General features: G+C 70.6%; 20 protein-coding genes and 1 tRNA gene. 11 read left to right on the plus strand and 10 right to left on the minus strand.

Features of this window, described 5'->3' with window-relative positions; genetic code table 11:
- Positions 1-4 precede the first annotated feature (4 nt).
- Both AC1DIW_RS19145 and AC1DIW_RS19150 read right to left on the minus strand, forming a co-directional pair.
- The gene (locus AC1DIW_RS19145) at positions 5-478 is read right to left on the minus strand and encodes a hypothetical protein (RefSeq protein WP_478110179.1); all 474 of its coding nucleotides are present in this window, start codon (positions 476-478) and stop codon (positions 5-7) included.
- Positions 479-627: 149 nt separating this feature from the next.
- Positions 628-1,422, minus strand: coding sequence for an SCO4651 family lipoprotein (locus tag AC1DIW_RS19150; RefSeq protein WP_478110180.1), 795 nt, complete (start codon positions 1,420-1,422; stop codon positions 628-630).
- Between the two features lie 190 nt (positions 1,423-1,612).
- On the opposite strand from AC1DIW_RS19150, the gene AC1DIW_RS19155 reads away from it, so the two are divergent.
- Positions 1,613-1,798, plus strand: a complete 186-nt coding sequence (locus AC1DIW_RS19155) for a DUF5703 family protein (protein ID WP_030146024.1) — start codon at positions 1,613-1,615, stop codon at positions 1,796-1,798.
- A 16-nt stretch (positions 1,799-1,814) separates the two neighbouring features.
- On the opposite strand, the gene AC1DIW_RS19160 is transcribed toward AC1DIW_RS19155, so the two are convergent.
- A complete protein-coding gene (locus AC1DIW_RS19160) occupies positions 1,815-3,161 on the minus strand; it encodes a M20/M25/M40 family metallo-hydrolase (RefSeq protein WP_478110182.1) in 1,347 nt (448 codons plus the stop codon).
- A gap of 121 nt (positions 3,162-3,282) precedes the next feature.
- Here AC1DIW_RS19160 and AC1DIW_RS19165 point away from each other — a divergent pair.
- The 7 genes from AC1DIW_RS19165 to AC1DIW_RS19195 all read left to right on the plus strand — a co-directional run bounded on the left by AC1DIW_RS19165 (position 3,283) and on the right by AC1DIW_RS19195 (position 8,093).
- Positions 3,283-3,369, plus strand: a tRNA-Leu gene (locus tag AC1DIW_RS19165).
- Between the two features lie 128 nt (positions 3,370-3,497).
- Positions 3,498-3,992 (plus strand): MarR family winged helix-turn-helix transcriptional regulator, encoded by a 495-nt coding sequence (locus tag AC1DIW_RS19170; RefSeq protein WP_478110183.1) that lies wholly within the window; start codon positions 3,498-3,500, stop codon positions 3,990-3,992.
- A complete protein-coding gene (locus AC1DIW_RS19175; RefSeq protein ID WP_478110184.1) occupies positions 3,989-4,798 on the plus strand; it encodes an ABC transporter ATP-binding protein in 810 nt (269 codons plus the stop codon). The genes AC1DIW_RS19170 and AC1DIW_RS19175 overlap by 4 nt, the downstream gene beginning before the upstream one ends.
- Entirely contained in the window at positions 4,758-5,579 is an 822-nt protein-coding gene (locus AC1DIW_RS19180; protein ID WP_478110185.1) for an ABC transporter permease, read from the plus strand. The genes AC1DIW_RS19175 and AC1DIW_RS19180 overlap by 41 nt, the downstream gene beginning before the upstream one ends.
- 87 nt (positions 5,580-5,666) lie before the next feature.
- On the plus strand, positions 5,667-6,935 hold the full coding sequence (locus AC1DIW_RS19185) for an MFS transporter (RefSeq protein WP_442279498.1): 1,269 nt from the start codon (positions 5,667-5,669) through the stop codon (positions 6,933-6,935).
- Between the two features lie 4 nt (positions 6,936-6,939).
- Positions 6,940-7,710: a HipA family kinase gene (locus AC1DIW_RS19190; RefSeq protein ID WP_478110187.1), complete on the plus strand. Its 771-nt coding sequence runs from the start codon at positions 6,940-6,942 to the stop codon at positions 7,708-7,710.
- Positions 7,707-8,093: a DUF3037 domain-containing protein gene (locus tag AC1DIW_RS19195; protein ID WP_442279496.1), complete on the plus strand. Its 387-nt coding sequence runs from the start codon at positions 7,707-7,709 to the stop codon at positions 8,091-8,093. Before AC1DIW_RS19190 ends, AC1DIW_RS19195 begins: the two co-directional genes overlap by 4 nt.
- 40 nt (positions 8,094-8,133) lie before the next feature.
- Here the strand turns inward: AC1DIW_RS19195 and AC1DIW_RS19200 are convergent, their stop codons facing one another.
- The 5 genes from AC1DIW_RS19200 to AC1DIW_RS19220 all read right to left on the minus strand — a co-directional run bounded on the left by AC1DIW_RS19200 (position 8,134) and on the right by AC1DIW_RS19220 (position 12,513).
- Entirely contained in the window at positions 8,134-8,946 is an 813-nt protein-coding gene (locus tag AC1DIW_RS19200) for a TrmH family RNA methyltransferase (protein ID WP_478110189.1), read from the minus strand.
- Between the two features lie 63 nt (positions 8,947-9,009).
- A complete protein-coding gene (locus AC1DIW_RS19205) occupies positions 9,010-9,780 on the minus strand; it encodes a sulfite exporter TauE/SafE family protein (RefSeq protein ID WP_478110191.1) in 771 nt (256 codons plus the stop codon).
- 49 nt (positions 9,781-9,829) lie between these two features.
- Complete coding sequence (locus tag AC1DIW_RS19210; protein ID WP_478110192.1) at positions 9,830-11,023, minus strand: SPFH domain-containing protein; 1,194 nt, start codon at positions 11,021-11,023, stop codon at positions 9,830-9,832.
- A gap of 125 nt (positions 11,024-11,148) precedes the next feature.
- A complete protein-coding gene (locus tag AC1DIW_RS19215; protein WP_442279492.1) occupies positions 11,149-11,598 on the minus strand; it encodes an NfeD family protein in 450 nt (149 codons plus the stop codon).
- A gap of 129 nt (positions 11,599-11,727) precedes the next feature.
- On the minus strand, positions 11,728-12,513 hold the full coding sequence (locus AC1DIW_RS19220; RefSeq protein WP_442279491.1) for an ABC transporter ATP-binding protein: 786 nt from the start codon (positions 12,511-12,513) through the stop codon (positions 11,728-11,730).
- A 60-nt stretch (positions 12,514-12,573) separates the two neighbouring features.
- On the opposite strand from AC1DIW_RS19220, the gene AC1DIW_RS19225 reads away from it, so the two are divergent.
- The gene (locus tag AC1DIW_RS19225) at positions 12,574-13,338 is read left to right on the plus strand and encodes a hypothetical protein (RefSeq protein ID WP_478110194.1); all 765 of its coding nucleotides are present in this window, start codon (positions 12,574-12,576) and stop codon (positions 13,336-13,338) included.
- Between the two features lies 1 nt (position 13,339).
- On the opposite strand, the gene AC1DIW_RS19230 is transcribed toward AC1DIW_RS19225, so the two are convergent.
- Positions 13,340-13,777 carry a pilus assembly protein CpaE gene (locus AC1DIW_RS19230; protein ID WP_442279489.1) on the minus strand — a complete coding sequence of 146 codons (438 nt, stop codon included), beginning with the start codon at positions 13,775-13,777 and terminating at the stop codon, positions 13,340-13,342.
- A 46-nt stretch (positions 13,778-13,823) separates the two neighbouring features.
- Between AC1DIW_RS19230 and AC1DIW_RS19235 the strand changes: the two genes are divergently transcribed.
- Entirely contained in the window at positions 13,824-14,555 is a 732-nt protein-coding gene (locus AC1DIW_RS19235; RefSeq protein WP_478110196.1) for a PIG-L deacetylase family protein, read from the plus strand.
- A 34-nt stretch (positions 14,556-14,589) separates the two neighbouring features.
- Here the strand turns inward: AC1DIW_RS19235 and glgA are convergent, their stop codons facing one another.
- Positions 14,590-15,792 carry a glycogen synthase gene (gene glgA / locus AC1DIW_RS19240; RefSeq protein ID WP_478110198.1) on the minus strand — a complete coding sequence of 401 codons (1,203 nt, stop codon included), beginning with the start codon at positions 15,790-15,792 and terminating at the stop codon, positions 14,590-14,592.
- Positions 15,793-15,894: 102 nt separating this feature from the next.
- Between glgA and glgC the strand changes: the two genes are divergently transcribed.
- Complete coding sequence (glgC, locus tag AC1DIW_RS19245; protein WP_442279486.1) at positions 15,895-17,151, plus strand: glucose-1-phosphate adenylyltransferase; 1,257 nt, start codon at positions 15,895-15,897, stop codon at positions 17,149-17,151.
- Positions 17,152-17,160 lie beyond the last annotated feature (9 nt).

A 17,160-nucleotide genomic window follows, 5' to 3' on the forward strand; every position in this document is an offset into this window, starting at 1 on the left:
CGCGTCAGGCGCGGGAGCTCTTGCCCTCGGTCCTGCCCGTCACGCCAACCGCACCGACGTCGTCGATGTCATCGACGTCGTCGAGGTCGTCTTCCTCGTCGAGGTCGTCTTCCTCGTCGTCCGCGTAGTCGTCGTCGTCGTCATCGTCGTCGTCGTCCTCGTCGTCGTCATCGTCGTCGTCCTCGTCGTCGTCCTCCTCCTCGTCGTAGTCGTCCGAGTCGAGGCCGGCGTAGACGCGGTTCTCGGTGCCGTCCTCGTCCTCGTGACCGTCGAAGTCGTCGCCGTAGATGGCGAGGGGCGTGGCGACCTCGGTCGCCTCGTAGAGGGCCTCGTCGTAGTCGTCGAAGGCCTCGGCCAGGTCCTGCGCCGCGGCCATCACCCTGGGGTGGTCGGGGTCTCGGCTCGCGTTCGCGGCCTCGAGGTGGCGTTCGAGGGCGGCGATCAGCTGCTCGAGGGCGGCGCGGGGGTCGACAGTCATGCTTCGACCGTAGTGGACCCCCGCAGGCGAGAGAACCGAATCCGTGCCCGGATCGGCTGGAAACACGGCGGTCCCGCAGCGAGCCGTGCTCGCTGCGGGACCGTTCACGCGCGGTTGCCGGGCCGTTCACCCGACGGCGGCGCGCGGCGTCACATGGGCGCCTTGACCGTGTCGGCCGCCGGCGGGGCGGTGACGTCGACCGGCTCACCGTACTTGCTCATCGTCATGTCGGCCTTGACGCCCGACAGGTCGAAGGTGACCTTCCGCAGCTGGTTCTTCTCGTCGAGCCATGCGGTGTACGCGATGGTGCTGGGCAGCTGCGTCTTGGCGTCGGTGGGCAGCTGGGCCTGCATGGCCTTGGTGTCGAGCGTCAGGTCGTACTTCCACGTCTTGTCACCGTCGACGGTGTCCTCGCCGACGTACTTCACGTCGGTCACGGCCGCCCCGAACTGGTCGTACATCTTCGTCGGGTCGGCCTGGTCGAGCGACTGCGACAGCTGCTTGCCGATGGTCGAGCTGCTGTCGATGACTGCCCACTTGCCCGCGGGCAGGCCGGGGAAGCCATTCATGTAGACCTTCTTGTCGACGAGGATCATGTCGACCTTCATCGACGACCCCATGTCCATCGACATCTTCATGGCCGGGTTGCCCGGGTCGACCTTCGTGTCGCCGGAGATGGCGATCTTCTGGCCGGCGGCATCCATCGTCATGTTCACGTGCGCGGTCGTGGCGTTCTTGCCGGCCTCCTTCATGGCGGCGACGAAGGACGCCTTGTCCTTGTACGGCTGACCGGCGGCCGGAGCGTCGCTCGTCGCGGCAGCCGAGCTGGCCTGCGTCTGCCCCGCCGCGGGGGCCGGGCTCTCGCTCTTGCCGCAGGCAGCGACGCCGAGAACGGCAGGGAGAACGATGACTGCTGCCGCGATGCGGCGGGTGTTCCACTTCATGTGTGTTGACCTCCTGGGCCGTTGACGCCGGACGGTTCCGGGCGGTTCCGCTGTTGCGCCGCGCCGCACGGGGTCGCGCTCGGTCCCGGGTCTGCGGTCGAATGACCCAGCGACGGTATCGCGGGCACCTGTCCGCCACGCCACGCATACGGTCTCGGTGGGGTCACGGTTGGTGTCAGAATGGATGGCGATGACGGATTACGAGTACCGGGTCCTCACGTTCGACCGCCACACGTCGAAGGCCCAAGCGCGGCAGGCGGTCCGTGAGCATGCGGAGTACGGCCGTTGGGAGCTCTCGCGCACGGTGATCTACGAGGGCGGCGTGCGGCGGATGTGGCTGCGACGCAAGATCATGCGCGTGCAGCGCACAGCCTGACGCTGTCGTCCCGACCTCAGCAGGTGCGCAGGAAGTCGCCGAGGACGCGCGCCCCGAAACGCAGCGAGTCGACGGGCACGCGCTCGTCGATGCCGTGGAACATCGGCGCGAAGTCCAGGTCGGCGGGCAGCCGCAGTGGCGCGAAGCCGTAGCCGCTGATGCCAAGCCGGCTCAACGCCTTGTTGTCCGTGCCGCCGGAGAGGCAGTAGGGCAGCACGGCCGCCTCGGGGTCCTCGCGGAGCAGCGCCTGCTTCATGGACTCGACGAGGTCGCCGGAGAAGGGGGCTTCGATGGCGACGTCCCGGTGCACGACCTCCACCTCGACGTGCTCCCCGGCGAGCTCGCGGATCGTGGCCATCAAGGCGTCCTCGTGGCCGGGCAGGAAGCGGCAGTCGACCGCTGCCGACGCGGTCTGCGGGATGACGTTGTGCTTGTAGCCCGACTCGAGCATCGTGACGTTGGCCGTGTCGCGCAGGGTGCCGCGCACGAAGCCCTGGGCGCCGCCGAGGGTCGCGAGCAGGGGCTCGAGGTCGCCGTCGGCCGACGACAGGCCGGTCATCGTGCTCAGCGTGTCGAGCAGCTCGCGGACCGAGGCGATGTACTCGCGCGGCCACTCGTGGGCGGCGATGCGGCCGATCGCGGCGGCGAGCCGGACGATGGCGTTGTCGTCGTTGGGCACGGAGCCGTGGCCGGCGCGGCCGTGCGCCCGCAGGCGCAACCAGGCGAGGCCCTTCTCGGCCGTCTGGAGCAGGTAGGCGCGCTTCTCGCCCTGCGGGGTCGGCATGGTGACGCTGTAGCCGCCGACCTCGCTGATCGCCTCGGTGACGCCGTCGAACCACTGGGGGTGGTGGTCGACGAGCCAGTGGCTGCCGTGGGTGCCGCCGGCCTCCTCGTCGGCGAAGAAGACGAAGGTCGTGTCGCGTGCAGGTTTGGTCCCGGTGCGAGCGAAGTGCCGGATGTTCGCGAGGATCATGGCGTCCATGTCCTTCATGTCGACCGCCCCGCGGCCCCAGATGCAGCCGTCGCGCTCCTCGGCGGCGAAGGGGTCGACCTGCCAGTCGGCGGCGTTGGCCGGCACGACGTCGAGGTGGCCGTGCACCGCGAGGCCGGGCCGCGAGGAGTCCTCGCCCTCGAGGCGGACCACGACGGTGGCGCGGCCGGGCTCGCTCTCGAGCAGGGTGCCGTCGAGGCCGACCTCGGCGAGCTCACCCATGACGTACTCGGCGGCCTTGCGCTCCCCCGGGCCCGACCCGTCACCGTAGTTCGACGAGTCGATCCGGATGAGCTCGGCACAGATCCGCGCCACCTCCGCCTCGGCTGTCGGTGTGGGTGTCCCGGTGCGCGCGGCGTCGTCGTGGCTCATGCCGATCAGCGTATGCCGCGTCCTTCTGGCGCTCGCGCCCACCCGTTTGGTCTTTTGGTCGGGCCCCGTGTAACGTTTCGCCTCGCCGCAAGGGAATCCCACGAGCCCCTTGCATCACCTCGTCGGGGTGGCGGAATGGCAGACGCGCTAGCTTGAGGTGCTAGTGCCCTTAACGGGCGTGGGGGTTCAAGTCCCCCCCTCGACACCATGAGACCCCCGGGTTCCTGCAGTTCAGGACCCGGGGGTCTTCTCGTCTCCCGGCCGTCATACGGACCGTGTCGGCGGGTGCTGCCCCGGCCCTTGGCCGCTCCTCTGCGACAGACGTAATCTTCGATGGTGAGCGACGAGAACGTGGCCGGCCTGGCCGACGAGCTCTACGACGCGATCGGGCTGCTGCGGCGCCGGTCACGACGACTCGTGGGCGCTCCCCTGCCGGAGCTCGCGCTCTCGGGCGCCCAGCACGAGCTGCTGCGCGTCGTGCGGCGCAACCCGGGCATCACGGTGACCGAGGCGGCCCAGCTGCTCGGGCTCGCTGCCAACACCGTCTCGACCCTCGTGAGCCAGCTGCTCCCCCACGGCGTGCTCGTCCGCGAGCGCGATGCAACCGACCGCAGGGTGGCCCGCCTCGACCTCACTCCCTCCGCTCGCGAGGGCCTCGAGCAGTGGCGCGACCGGCGGACCCAGGCGACGGCGACGGTGCTGGCGCGACTGCCTGCCGGTGAGCGTGCCCGTCTGTCCGAGGCCCTGGCCACGATCGCCCGGATCGCCGCCGACCTGCCGGAGAGCTCTGCGGCCCCCGCGTCGCCCGTTCCGTCCGGTGGCCGTCCGTGACCGCCGCCATCGACATCCGGGACCTCAGCTACAGCTTCGGCACCCACGTCGCGGTCGACGACCTGACGTTGGCGGTCGAGCCGGGTGAGTGCTTCGGCCTGCTGGGGCCCAACGGGGCCGGCAAGACGACGACGATCCGCCTCCTCAACACGCTGCTGCCCCTGCAGTTAGGCGACGTGAGGATCTTCGGCCGGTCGGTGCGCACCGACGCGATGCTCGTGCGTCGTCTCCTGGGCTACGTGCCGCAGCAGCTCTCGATCGAGGGCGCCCTCACCGGCCGCGAGAACGTCGAGTGGTTCGCCCGTCTCTTCGACGTGCCACGACGCGAACGCGCGGCGCGCGTCGACGAGGTCCTCGACATGGTCGACCTCCGGGAGGACGAGCGACGCCTGGCGTCCACCTACTCGGGTGGCATGGTGCGCCGGCTGGAACTGGCGCAGGCCCTCGTCAACCGGCCGGCGCTGCTCGTCCTCGACGAGCCGACGGTCGGGCTCGACCCCGTGGCGCGCGACAGCGTGTGGCAGCGAGTCGCGCAGATGCAACGTGACCACGGCATGACCGTGCTGCTCACGACGCACTACATGGAGGAGGCCGACGCGCTGTGCGACCGGGTGGCGCTCCTGCACCGGGGCGCTCTGCGCGCCCTCGGATCTCCTGAGGACCTCAAGGCAGCCGCCGGAGCCGGCGCGAGCCTCGAGGACGTGTTCCGTCACCACACCGGAGAGGCCCTCGACGACGTGGAGGGTGAGAAGGGAGGGTTGCGCGGTGTCCGAGCGACTCGTCGAACCGCCCGCCGTCTGGGCTGACCGGCAGAGCCTGACGGGGGTGGGGCTGCTCACCTCGCGCATCAGCACGTTCTGTCTCGTGGAGCTGCAGAAGCTGCGCCACGACCGCAGCGAGCTCGTGACGCGTGCGATCCAGCCGATCCTCTGGCTCGTCATCTTCGGCACGACCTTCAGCCAGATCCGGGCGATCCCCACGGGCGGCATCCCCTACCTCGACTTCCTCGCCCCGGGGGTCATCGCGCAGTCGGCCCTCTTCATCGCCATCTTCTACGGCATCCAGATCATCTGGGAGCGCGACGCGGGCGTGCTGACCAAGCTGCTCGTGACCCCGACCCCGCGTGCGGCGCTCGTTGCCGGCAAGGCCTTCGCGGCCGGGGTCCGGTCCGTGGCGCAGGCCGTCATCGTCGTCGTCGTGGCCGCAGTCATGGGCGTGGCGATGACGTGGAACCCGGTCCGGTTGCTCGGGGTGGTGGTCGTCGTCATGCTCGGAGCCGCGTTCTTCTCGTGCCTGTCCCTCAGCATCGCCGGGGTCGCCCTCAAGCGCGACCGCCTCATGGGCATCGGGCAGGCCATCACCATGCCTCTCTTCTTCGCCTCCAACGCGCTCTACCCGATCGAGATGATGCCCGGCTGGCTCCAGGTCATCAGCCACGTCAACCCACTGACCTACGAGGTGTCGGCCCTGCGCGGCCTCCTCCTCGGCACCCCAACGAGCTACTGGGTCGACTTCGGCGTCCTTGTGGGCAGCGCCGTCGCCGGCATCGTCTGCGCCGCGGCCCTCATCGGCCGCCTGGCCCGCTGACCGGTCGGCGCCGACGTGGGTGCGTGCTGACGCGCGGACGCGCCGCCCTGCCCCGGCTCCGACGTGCCGGACCGTACGCTGTGCCGCGTGACCTTCCTGCGCGCCCTGTGGACCCTGTTGCGCGTCCGCGGATTCCGGCGTCTCTTCCTCAGCCGGGTCACCTCATCCTTCAGCGACGGCGTCTTCCAGGTCGCGCTCGCGAGCCACATCCTCTTCAATCCCGAGAAGGCCGCCGACGCCCGGGGCATCGCGATCGCCTTCGCCGTCGTCCTGCTCCCCTACAGCGCCCTCGGCCCCTTCGTCGGCGTCCTGCTCGACCGCTGGCCGCGTCGTCGGGTCATCGTCGTGAGCCAGCTCATCCGGGCGGGGGCCATGCTCGGCGTCGCGGCGCTCGTCACCACGTCGGACTCCGGCCCGGCGTTCTTCGGCCTCGTCCTGCTCGTCTTCTCCGTCAACCGCTTCATCCTCGCCGGTCTCTCCTCGGCCATGCCCCACGTCGTCACCCGCGACCTGCTCGTCAGCGCCAACTCCGTGGCCCCGACGTGCGGCTCGCTGGCCTATCTGCTCGGTGGCGCGGTCGGCACCGGAGTGGTGGCCCTCGGCGGTAGCGACGTGCTGGACGTGCTCCTGGGTGCCGTGGGCGTGCTCGCTGCCGCGTGGGTCGCCACACGTCTGCCGTTCATCGGCCCCGACGACGCGAGCGGGGCCCCCTCGGTCGGGCAGATCGCCCGCTCGGTCGTGACCGGACTCGTCGAGGCGGTCCAGACCCTGCCACGTCGCGCCTGGCTGCTGCTCGTCCTCGTCTTCCTCACCCGGATCCCCTTCGGATTCCTGCTGCTGCAGACCCTCCTGCTCTTCCGCGGGCCCTTCGAGGCTGGTCACGGCGCCCTCGGCTTCAGCATCGCCGCAGGCGCCTCCGCCGTCGGTTTCGCCTCTGCCGCCTTCGTCACGCCGTGGCTCGCGCCGCGCCTGACCGCCGTGCCGTATGCCGCCCGGATGCTCGCGATCGGCGGCGCCGTCTGCGCGGTGCTGGGCCCCTTCCTCATGCCGTGGAGCATCATCGCCGTCTCGTTCGCCGTCTCGTTCACGTCGCAGTGCGTCAAGATCACCGTCGACTCGCTCATGCAGGCCCACGTCGACGACCACCTGCTCGGCCGGGCCTTCTCGGCGTACGACGTGGTCTACAACGCGGGGATGGTTGCGGCCGCTGCGCTCGGCGCCTTCGTGCTGCCCGAGAGCGGGCTCGCCTGGTGGCCCCTCGTCGCGTTCGGCTGCCTCTACGGCGCCATGGCACTGCTGCTCGGACGGGCCTGGTCGCGGGCCACCCAGCTCGACCACGCCCGGCCACTAGGCTGACGGCGTGCTTCCGGAGCTGACCGCCACCCGCTACGTGACGCCGCTCAAGGAGGGTGGGTCGCTGCCCGGCCTCGTCGAGGCCGACGACGACGGGACGTACGTCCTGAAGTTCCGCGGCGCCGGACAGGGGCTCAAGGTCCTCGTGGCCGAGGTGCTCGTGGCCGGGATCGCCCGGCTGCTCGACGTGCCCGTGCCCGATCTCGCCGTCGTCCGCCTGGACCCGCGCATCGCGAAGTACGAGGCCGACGAGGAGGTCCAGGACCTCCTCACGGCGTCCGTGGGGACCAACCTCGGCGTCGACTTCCTGCCCGGCTCGCTCGGCTACGACGGGTCACGCCCACCGGACGTCGACCTCGCGGAGCGGATCATCTGGCTCGACGCGCTGACCGCCAACGTCGACCGCACGTGGTCCAACCCCAACCTGCTCGTCTGGCACGGCCGCACCTGGGCGATCGACCACGGCGCCGCGCTCTACTTCCACCACTCGTGGCCGAGCAGGGCGCCCTCCCCCGAGCGCTTCGCCGCACAGCCCTTCGACGCGAGCCGCCACGTCCTGCGCGACGTCGCCGGCGAGGTCGGTCGGCGCCACGACGAGCTCGCTGCCCGGCTCACCCCGGAGGCCCTGGAGGCGGTCATCGCCGACGTGCCCGACGAGTGGATCGAGCCCACGGCCGACCTGGCTGACGCTCCAGCGGTGCGGGCGGCATACGCCCTCATGCTCCGCGCCCGTCTCGAGGGACCACTGACGTGGGTGCCCACGGGAGTCGCGGCGTGAACGCGTACCAGTACGTCCTGCTCCGGCTCGTCCCCCGGGTCGACCGCGAGGAGTTCATCAACGTCGGCGTCGTGCTCTACTCACAGGACGCCGGGTTCCTCGACGCCGCATGGGAGCTCGACGAGCGTCGCGCGGCCGCCCTGTCACCGACGTGCGACCTCGACGGGGTGCGGGCGATGCTCGAACGCGTGCGCGCGGTGTGCCGCGGCGAGACGGGACGCGGGCTGCCGACCCTCGACAAGGCCGGTCAGCGATTCGGGTGGATCATCGCGCCACGCTCGACCGTGGTGCAGCCGGGACCGGTCCACGGGGGCCTCTGCGACGACCCCGCAGTGGAGCTCGAACGCCTCCTCGACCGGCTCGTCCGGCCCGCGCACGCCTGACCTGCCGACGTCCGACTCGATCCCGTCGGACTCGACCCCGTCAGCCCCGAGGGCGCAGGGCCCACATCGCGACGGCGCTGGCCGCGGCGACGTTGAGCGAGTCGACACCGCCCGCCATCGGGATCCGCAGCGTGAGGTCGGCCTCGGCCACCGTCCGGTGCGACAGGCCGTCGCCCTCGGTGCCGACGACGAGGGCAAGCCGCTCCGGCGGCTCCGTCTCGAGGTCGTCGAGCGACACCGAGTCGTCGGAGAGCGCCATGGCGGCGACGGTCAGCCCGGCGTCGTGCAGCAGGCCCATCCCCTGCGGCCACGGGTCGATCCGGGTCCAAGGGACCTGGAAGACCGTGCCCATGGAGACGCGGATCGACCTGCGGTAGAGCGGGTCCGCGCAGCGCGGGGTGATGAGGACCGCGTCGACGCCGAGCGCGGCGGCCGAGCGGAAGATCGCGCCGACGTTCGTGTGGTCGACGACGTCCTCGAGCACGATGACCCGCCGCGCGTCGGCGAGAAGTGACTCCACGCTCGGAAGCGGCGGTCGCTGCATCGCGGCGAGCGCGCCCCGGTGCAGGTGGAAGCCGGTCAGCTTCTCGATGACGTCGTGGTCCCCGAAGTAGACCGGGATGCCGTCCGCCTCGGCGTCGGCAACGATGTCGGCGAGGTCCTCGAGCCACCGCCGCGCCATGAGGTAGGACCGGGGCCGGTGCCCGGCCCGGAGCGCCCGACGGATGACCTTCTGGCTCTCGGCGATGTAGAGCCCGCGCTCGGGCTCGGTCCGTCGGCGCAGCACGACGTCGGTGAGCGACACGTAGTCGGCCAAGCGGGGGTCGGTGGGGTCGGAGATCTCGATCGGCACGCCGTCAGGCTAATGCTCGTGCTGCGCTCCCCCGACATCGTGGGGCCGCGCTGGGGCTGACGGTCAGGGGAACCAGACGAGCTTCACGATTGCGACGAGCCCGATGACGATGATGAGGGCGCGCAGCGCGTTCGGGGGAATGCGGCGCCCGACCCGCGCACCGATCATCCCGCCGACGAAGGCACCGACCCCGATGAGGACGACGACGAGCCAGTCGATGTGCTCACGCGCGAAGAGGACGAACACCGTTGCGGCCACGAAGTTCACGACGAGCGACAGGACATTCTTGTAGCCGTTGAGGCGCTGGAGCGGCTCGAGGCTCAGGGCACTGAGCAGGCCCATGAGCAGCACGCCCTGGGCAGCGCCGAAGTAGCCGCCGTAGACCCCGGCCAGGAAGACCCCGGCGGCCATGGCCGGAGTGTGCCAGCGAGGCGTGCGCTCCCCGGCACCGCCGGAGTGCACGTGCGCCTGGATGCGCGGACCGGCGACGACGAGGACCAACGCGATGAGGATGAGGACCGGCACGATGGCCCGGAAGGCCGCAGCCGGCAGGACGAGCAGCAGACTCGCCCCGACCACCGAGCCGAGAAACGACATCGGCATGAGACGGCGCAGGGTGCGCCCCTGGCCGCCGAGCTCGTGCCGGTAGCCCCAGGCACCGGTCACGCCACCGGCGACGAGACCGATGTTGTTCGACACGTTCGCGACGAGCGGGTTGATGCCGAAGAAGAGCAGCGTCGGGAAGGTGATCAGCGTGCCCGAGCCGACGATGGTGTTGATGACGCCGGCCCCGGTCCCGGCCAGCGCGATGGCGACGGCGGACCAGAACGACACCCGGTCACCCTACAGAGGGTGACCGGGTGTCGCCGGAGGGAGTCCTGCGTCAGTGCTGTGACGGAGGCTCCGGCGGTGCATCAGGCATAGCTCCGGGCACGCCCCCACCGAGGTCGGCCGGAGGATCGACGGGAGGCACGGCGGGCGCCGTCATCGGGGGCGGAGCCATCTCGGCGCCAGGCGCGGGGATGGGCGGCTGCGCCCGACCCGCGGGGTTGGAGTGCTCCGTCGACTCTGCACTGAGTGCAGCCGCCTCGCCCCGGGCCTCGGCGAGGGCCTTGGCCGGGTCCTCGAGCACCGTCTCGGCAAACGCGTTGTCGTCGGCGTCTCCGGTGTCGATCCACTGCTCGTCGTCGTCGACCATCGGGCCCTGCTCGCTGCCACCGAGCGCGTTGCCGATGCCCTTGAGGGCGTCGGTCAGCTCGGACGGGATGATCCACATCTTGTTGGAGTCGCCGCGGGCGAGCTGCGGCAGCACCTGAAGGTACTGGTAGGCGAGCAGCTTCTGGGTCGGCTTCCCGCGGTGGATGGCCGCGAACACCTGCTGGATGGCTCGGGCCTGGCCCTGGGCCTCAAGGATGCGCGCCTGCGCCGAGCCCTCGGCCCGCAGGATCTGGCTCTGCTTCTCACCCTCGGCCGTGAGGATGGCGGACTGCTTGAAGCCCTCGGCGGTGAGGATGGCGGCACGACGGTCCCGCTCGGCACGCATCTGCTTCTCCATCGTCTCCTGGACGGAGTGCGGGGGGTCGATGGCCTTGAGCTCGACACGGTTGACGCGGATGCCCCAGTTGCCGGTGGCCTCGTCCAGCACGCCGCGCAGCTGGCCGTTGATCTGGTCGCGGCTCGTCAGGGCCTGCTCGAGGTCGAGCGAGCCGATGACGTTGCGCAAGGTGGTGACGGTCAGCTGCTCGATGCCCTGGATGAAGTTGGCGATCTCGTAGACCGCGGCCTTGGCGTCGGTGACCGAGTAGTAGATGACCGTGTCGATGTTGACGACGAGGTTGTCGCTCGTGATGACGGGCTGCGGCGGGAAGGTGACGACCTGCTCGCGGAGGTCGATGTTGGCGCGCACCTTGTCGACGAACGGGATGAGGAAGTGGATCCCCGCGGTCAACGTCTTGTTGTAGCCGCCGAGACGCTCGACGATCTGTGCCGTCTGCTGCGGCACGATGCGCACGGTGCGCAGCACGATGACGAACGCAACGACGACGATGAGTATCGGAATGATGTAAACCGGGTCCACGACCTTCTCGACCTTCTCCCTGTGTGGTCCGTGCTCCCCCGAGGAGGCACGGTTGGTGCGGGCGGGCCGATCGACCCGCTCGTTCGTTCGGTGGTGTCGGTTGAGCAGTGACGCCGGTGAGGGGCTCAGCTCCCCACGACGCGTGCGCGGCTCACGATGGCGGTGGCGCCGTCGATGGAGTCGACGACGACCTCCTCGCCGGGCTCGATGTCGTCCCCGAGCGTGCGCGCAGACCACGTCTGGCCCGCGAGCTTGACCTGGCCCCCGGCCGGGTTGACCCGGTCGATGGCGACGGCCGAACGGCCGACGTGGGCGGCAGCTCCCATGAGCTGGGGTGGGCTGCTGGCCTGGATGCGCTTCTTGAGCCACGGACGCACGATCGCGAGGAGGGCGACGGCGACGAGGCCCGCGACGATCGCCTGGACGACGGGAGGGGCCCCGAAGGCCGCCGCGATGGAGGCGCCGACGGCGCCGCCGGCGAGCATGAGGAACGTGAAGTCGGCGGTGACCGTCTCGATGGCCACCAGCACGAGGGCCACCGCCACCCAGACCATCCACGCGTGTCCCTCGACCACGTAGCCACCCTGCCTTCATCCGAGCCGGCGACGGACGCCGACGTCCCGTGCGTCACTCCAGTGACGTTCTCGATTCTGCCTCAGTTCCCTCCAACGACCTACGGATCGGGCAACTGGGACAGGTTGCGATCAGGACTCGGCTCGTGCCGACCAGCGCTCGCCGTGCTGCTCGAGCACGAGCGGCAGCCCGAACGTCGCGCTGAGGTTCTCGGCCGTCAACGTGACGGGGATGGGGCCGGCGGCCACGACCCGCCCGTTGCGGATCATGAGGACGTCGGTGAACGACGGGGGGATCTCCTCGACGTGGTGCGTGACGAGCACCATGGCCGGAGCCTCCGTGTCGGCGGCGAGCTCGCCGAGCCGGCGCACGAGATCCTCCCGGCCACCGAGGTCGAGCCCGGCGGCGGGCTCGTCGAGGAGCATGAGCTCGGGGTCGGTCATCAGGGCACGCGCGATCTGGACGCGCTTGCGCTCGCCCTCGCTCAGGGTCCCGTAGGGACGGTCGGCCAGATGGTCGGCGCCGAGCGTCTTGAGCAGCTCCATGGCGCGGACGTAGTCGACGTGGTCGTAGGTCTCACGCCACCGGCCGATGATGCCGTACGAGGCGGTGACGACGACGTTGCCGACGAGCTCGCCGGCGGGGATCCGCTCGGCCATCGACGAGCTCGCCAGGCCGATGCGGGGACGCAGCTCGAAGACGTCGACGGCTCCCAGGACCTCCCCGAGGACTCCCGCGACCCCGGAGGACGGGTGCATGCGCGCGGCGGCAATCTGCAGCAGCGTCGTCTTGCCGGCACCGTTGGCGCCCAGCACGACCCAGCGCTCCCCCTCCTCGACCTCCCACGTGACGTCGTCGAGCAGCGTCGAGGCACCGCGTCGAACGGTGACTCCGGCGAAGGCGAGGACGTCGCTCATGGCTCGACCCTATGGCAAGCACCACCGGGGCGCCGACGCGGCGCACCCTAGGATGGCGTGGTGTCCGAGCTGCCCGCGTCCGTGCGCCTGGCGCTGTGGATCACCGCATCGTGGCGCGGCGACCTCGGGACGGCCGATGCCCTGGGACGCGCCTTTCCCGACCTCGACCACGTGGCCGGCGACCTCGCCCGACTGGACGTCTGGCGTGACCTCGGGGAGCGAGCGCTCTTCGTGGCCCTCCCCCGTCCGGGAGACCTCAGTCGTATGCCGCGTGGCTCGGCCGCTGCCACCGCTGCGGCCGCCGACGCCGGTGAGTGCGTCTTCGTGGCCGGCATCGGGGGGATCCTCGTCCCGACGCTCACGGAGTTCGGACCCGAGGGCGACGTCGGCGTGCGCGCGGACTGGGCCGCCTACGAGGCGGATCCGATGCCGCGGCACCGGATGGAGATGCTCGACCTGCGCGAGATCGAGCGCGAGCTCATGACGCGCCTGCGCGAGCACACCGAGCGCTTCGACGCGGTCGGCGGGCACCCGTGGGGCCACGAGGCACGCGCCGAGGCGCAGGCCGACCTCGACACCGGCCTGTGGGGCATCCCACCGGCCACGTCCGGCCGCGCGTTGCGCCTGATGTCGCTGGCGGCCAACCTCTCCCGCGTCGCCCACCGCAACGCCACCCGTACCTCCCTCGGGTCGGGAGGGCTCGACGCCGGGACCACGGCCACCCGCACACGGCTCCTGCGCGACCTCGCAGCCGACGCGGACGTGGCCCTCGCCGACGCGACGAACGTCGCGGTCATGTCGATCGCGGGCTGGCGTCCGGCGTGACTCAGGCGGTCTGCTCGCCCTCGGGGGCGGACGTCTCGAGACGTGCGAGCAGCGCACGCGCGTAGGCGCGTTCGGCGTCGATGTCGGCGTGGCGCTCAACCGCGCCGTCACGCCTTCGGGCCGACACGGCATACCCACCCTCGAGCTGTTCGAGCGACACGAACGACTCGCCGAGCAGGTCGCGCAGCTGGTCCTCGCGCGGCAGCCACACGACCTTGTCCTGCTCGACGCTGTCGAGGGCCCACTCGGTCGTGCCGTTGAAGCCGATGACGTCGCCGGTCGTGAAGTGGTGCACGTCGACGGTGATCTCACTGATGACGAAGACGTCGTTCTCCATGCCGCTCACGGGCACGACGAAACGGTCCCCGGAGACGGGCTCCCAGCGCAGTCCCGCGTCGGAGAGCCGGCGGGCGAGCTCGATGGTCAGCATGTCCTCCATGGTCACATCCCCCCGAGAGATCGCCAAGAAACCCTAGATTTGGTCCATGACCGAGCGCCCCGGGCTGGAAGCACTGGACGAGAGCACCTTCGAGACCGTCCTCTGCGTCGTTGCGCACCCAGACGACCTCGAGTACGGCACGGCCGCCGCAGTCGAGAAGTGGGTGCGGTCGGGCAAGACCGTGACGTACCTGCTCGTGACGCGCGGGGAGGCCGGCATCGACACCATGCCGCCGGCGGAGGCCGGACCGCTGCGCGAGCAGGAGGAGCGGGCCGGGGCCGCCCGGGTCGGGGTCGACGTCGTGGAGTTCCTCGACGGATTTGCCGACGGCGTCGTCGAGTTCGGCGTTGCGCTGCGTCGCGCCATCGCGCGCGAGATCCGGATCCGCAGACCTGACCTGGTCGTCACGATGACGTATGCCGACCGCTTCCCGGGCGGTTCCGTCAACCAGGCCGACCACCGCGCGGTGGGCCTCGCCGTCGTCGACGCCAGGTCCGACGCCGGCAACCGGTGGATCTTCCCCGACCTCGTCGACGAGGGCCACGAACCGTGGAAGGTGGCGCAGGTGCTCGTCGTCATGGATCCCGAGCCGACGCACTACGTCGACGTCTCGGACCACGTCGACGCCGCCGTCGCGTCGCTGTCGGCCCACCAGGCGTACCTCGCGGCGCTCGGGCCCGACTACCCGGAGCCCACCGACCTGCTCGGCAGGATCCTCGGCGGGCCCGCCGACGTCGTCGGCGTGCCCTACTCGCTCACCGGACGCCTCCTCGGCTGACCGGATCTCCTTGGGGTGCGCCCGAGCCGGGACCTCAGCGGCCGAGGACCGCCCGGTAGACCTCGAGCGTGCGGTCGCCGATGGAGGCCCACGAGAACGAGTCGACGGCCCGCGAGCGACCGGCGCGACCGAAGGCGTGGGCGCGGTCGACGTCGGACACCGCCTCGGTCAGCGCGGCGGCGAGGTCGGCCACGAAACGGTCGGGGTCGACGGGCGTCCCCGTGCCGTCCTGGACCTGCTCGATCGGCACGAGCCACCCGGTCTCACCGTCGACGACGACCTCCGGGATGCCACCCGTTGCGGTCGCGACGACGGCGAGCTCGCACGCCATGGCCTCGAGGTTGACGATGCCGAGCGGCTCGTAGACCGACGGGCACGCGAAGACCGTGCCATGGCTCAGCAGCGCGACGACCTCGTTGCGGGGCAGCATGTCCGGGATCCAGACGACGCCCTCGCGCTGGGCGCGCAGCTCGTTCATGAGTCCCTCGACCTCGGCGAGGATCTCCGGGGTGTCGGGGGCGCCGGCGCAGAGCACGAGCTGGACGTCGGGTGGCAGCTGCGCGCACGCGCGCAGCAGGTACGGCAGCCCCTTCTGGCGGGTGATGCGACCGACGAAGACGACCGAGCGCTTGTCGGGGTCGACGCCGTGGCGGCGGACGATCTCGGTGGCCTCGGCCGAGCGGTCGGCAGACCACAGCTGGGAGTCGATTCCGTTGTGCACCACGTGAACCCGCGCCGGATCGAGGGAGGGATAGCTCTTGAGGATGTCCGCGCGCATACCGGCACTGACCGCGACGACGGCAGCAGCGGACTCGTACGCCGTGCGCTCGGCCCACGACGACACGCGGTAGCCGCCGCCGAGCTGCTCCGCCTTCCACGGCCGCATCGGCTCGAGGGAGTGCGCGGTCACGACGTGCGGCATCCCGCCGAGGAGCGAGGCGAGGTGTCCGGCCATGTTGGCGTACCACGTGTGCGAGTGCACGAGGTCGGCGCCGACGCAGTCGCCAGCCATGCTGACGTCGACGCCGAGAGTCTGCATCGCCGCGTTGCCGTCTGCGAGCTCGGTCAGGTCGGCATACGCCGTCGTGCCCTCCTCGTCGCGGGGGGCGCCGAAGCAGCGCACCTGCACGTCGATGTCGCCACGCGAGCGCAACGCCCGGACGAGCTCTGCCACGTGAACACCCGCGCCTCCGTAGATGGCCGGCGGGTACTCCTTGCTGAGGATGTCGACGCGCACGTTCCGACCCTAGTGCCGGTGCGATCCCGAGGAGCGGAAAGCTCTGTCCATCTTGCGTGCTGAACCTGCCGAGCGACGGATCGCTGCCCTAGGGTGGCGTGCATGGCCCGACGAAGCCCAGCAGCTGGTCCGAAAGTCCTCGCGATCGTGCTCGCTGGCGGTGAGGGCAAGCGCTTGATGCCGCTCACCGCCGACCGGGCCAAACCCGCCGTACCGTTCGCCGGCATCTACCGGCTCATCGACCTGGCCCTGTCCAACGTCGTCAACTCCGGCTACCTCAAGGTCGTCGTCCTGACGCAGTACAAGTCGCACAGCCTCGACGCGCACGTGACCAAGACGTGGCGCATGTCGACGCTCCTCGGCAACTACGTCACGACCGTGCCGGCCCAGCAGCGTGTCGACAAGAACTGGTACCTCGGCAGCGCCGACGCGATCTTCCAGAGCCTCAACCTCATGCACGACGAGCGACCCGACATCGTCGTCGTGGTGGGCGCGGACCACGTCTACCGCATGGACTTCAGCCAGATGGTCGAGCAGCACATCGAGTCCGGCGCGGCCTGCACCGTTGCCGCCATCCGCCAGCCGATCTCGCTCGCCAACCAGTTCGGCGTCATCGAGGTGGACGACGCCGACCCGTCGAAGATCGCCGCCTTCCTCGAGAAGCCGAGCGACCCCAAGGGGCTGCCCGACAACCCCGACGAGGTGCTCGCCTCGATGGGCAACTACGTCTTCACCGCGGCTGCCCTCGAGGAGGCCGTGACGACCGACCGCGAGACCGACTCGAACCACGACATGGGCGGCGACATCGTGCCCTACTTCGTCGGGCGCGGCGAGGCGGGCGTCTACGACTTCAAGGACAACGAGGTGCCGGGGGCGACCGACCGCGACCGCGGCTACTGGCGCGACGTCGGCACCATCGAGTCGTACTACGACGCGCACATGGACCTCATCTCGATCCACCCGGTCTTCAACCTCTACAACTACGAGTGGCCCATCTACACCCAGCACAGCCCCTACCCGCCCGCGAAGTTCGTGCACGGCAGCGGCGACCGCATCGGCGAGGCCCTCAACTCGGCGGTCTCCCCCGGCGTCGTCGTGTCGGGCGCCCACATCTACGCCTCCGTGCTCTCGCCCCTCGTGCACGTCCACTCGTACGCCAGCATCCAGGGCTCGGTGCTGCTCGACGGCGTCGAGGTCAACCGGCACGCGCAGATCCGTCGGGCGATCATCGACAAGAACGTCATCGTCCCGGAGGGCTGCCAGATCGGCATCGACCACGAGCACGACAGAGCCCGTGGCTTCCACGTCACCGAGACGGGAATCGTCGTGGTGGGCAAGGGCCAGGTCGTCACCAAGTGAGCCCGTCCG

The organism is Terrabacter sp. 01T434 (genome assembly GCF_056398545.1).

Bases quoted from the DNA above. Each gene is read 5' to 3' on its own strand.
- AC1DIW_RS19145 (WP_478110179.1), bottom strand. From the start codon at position 478: ATGACTGTCGACCCCCGCGCCGCCCTCGAGCAGCTGATCGCCGCCCTC.
- AC1DIW_RS19150 (WP_478110180.1), bottom strand. From the start codon at position 1,422: ATGAAGTGGAACACCCGCCGCATCGCGGCAGCAGTCATCGTTCTCCCT.
- AC1DIW_RS19155 (WP_030146024.1), top strand. From the start codon at position 1,613: ATGACGGATTACGAGTACCGGGTCCTCACGTTCGACCGCCACACGTCG.
- AC1DIW_RS19160 (WP_478110182.1), bottom strand. From the start codon at position 3,161: ATGAGCCACGACGACGCCGCGCGCACCGGGACACCCACACCGACAGCC.
- AC1DIW_RS19220 (WP_442279491.1), bottom strand. From the start codon at position 12,513: ATGAGCGACGTCCTCGCCTTCGCCGGAGTCACCGTTCGACGCGGTGCC.
- AC1DIW_RS19230 (WP_442279489.1), bottom strand. From the start codon at position 13,777: ATGGAGGACATGCTGACCATCGAGCTCGCCCGCCGGCTCTCCGACGCG.
- AC1DIW_RS19235 (WP_478110196.1), top strand. From the start codon at position 13,824: ATGACCGAGCGCCCCGGGCTGGAAGCACTGGACGAGAGCACCTTCGAG.
- glgC (WP_442279486.1), top strand. From the start codon at position 15,895: ATGGCCCGACGAAGCCCAGCAGCTGGTCCGAAAGTCCTCGCGATCGTG.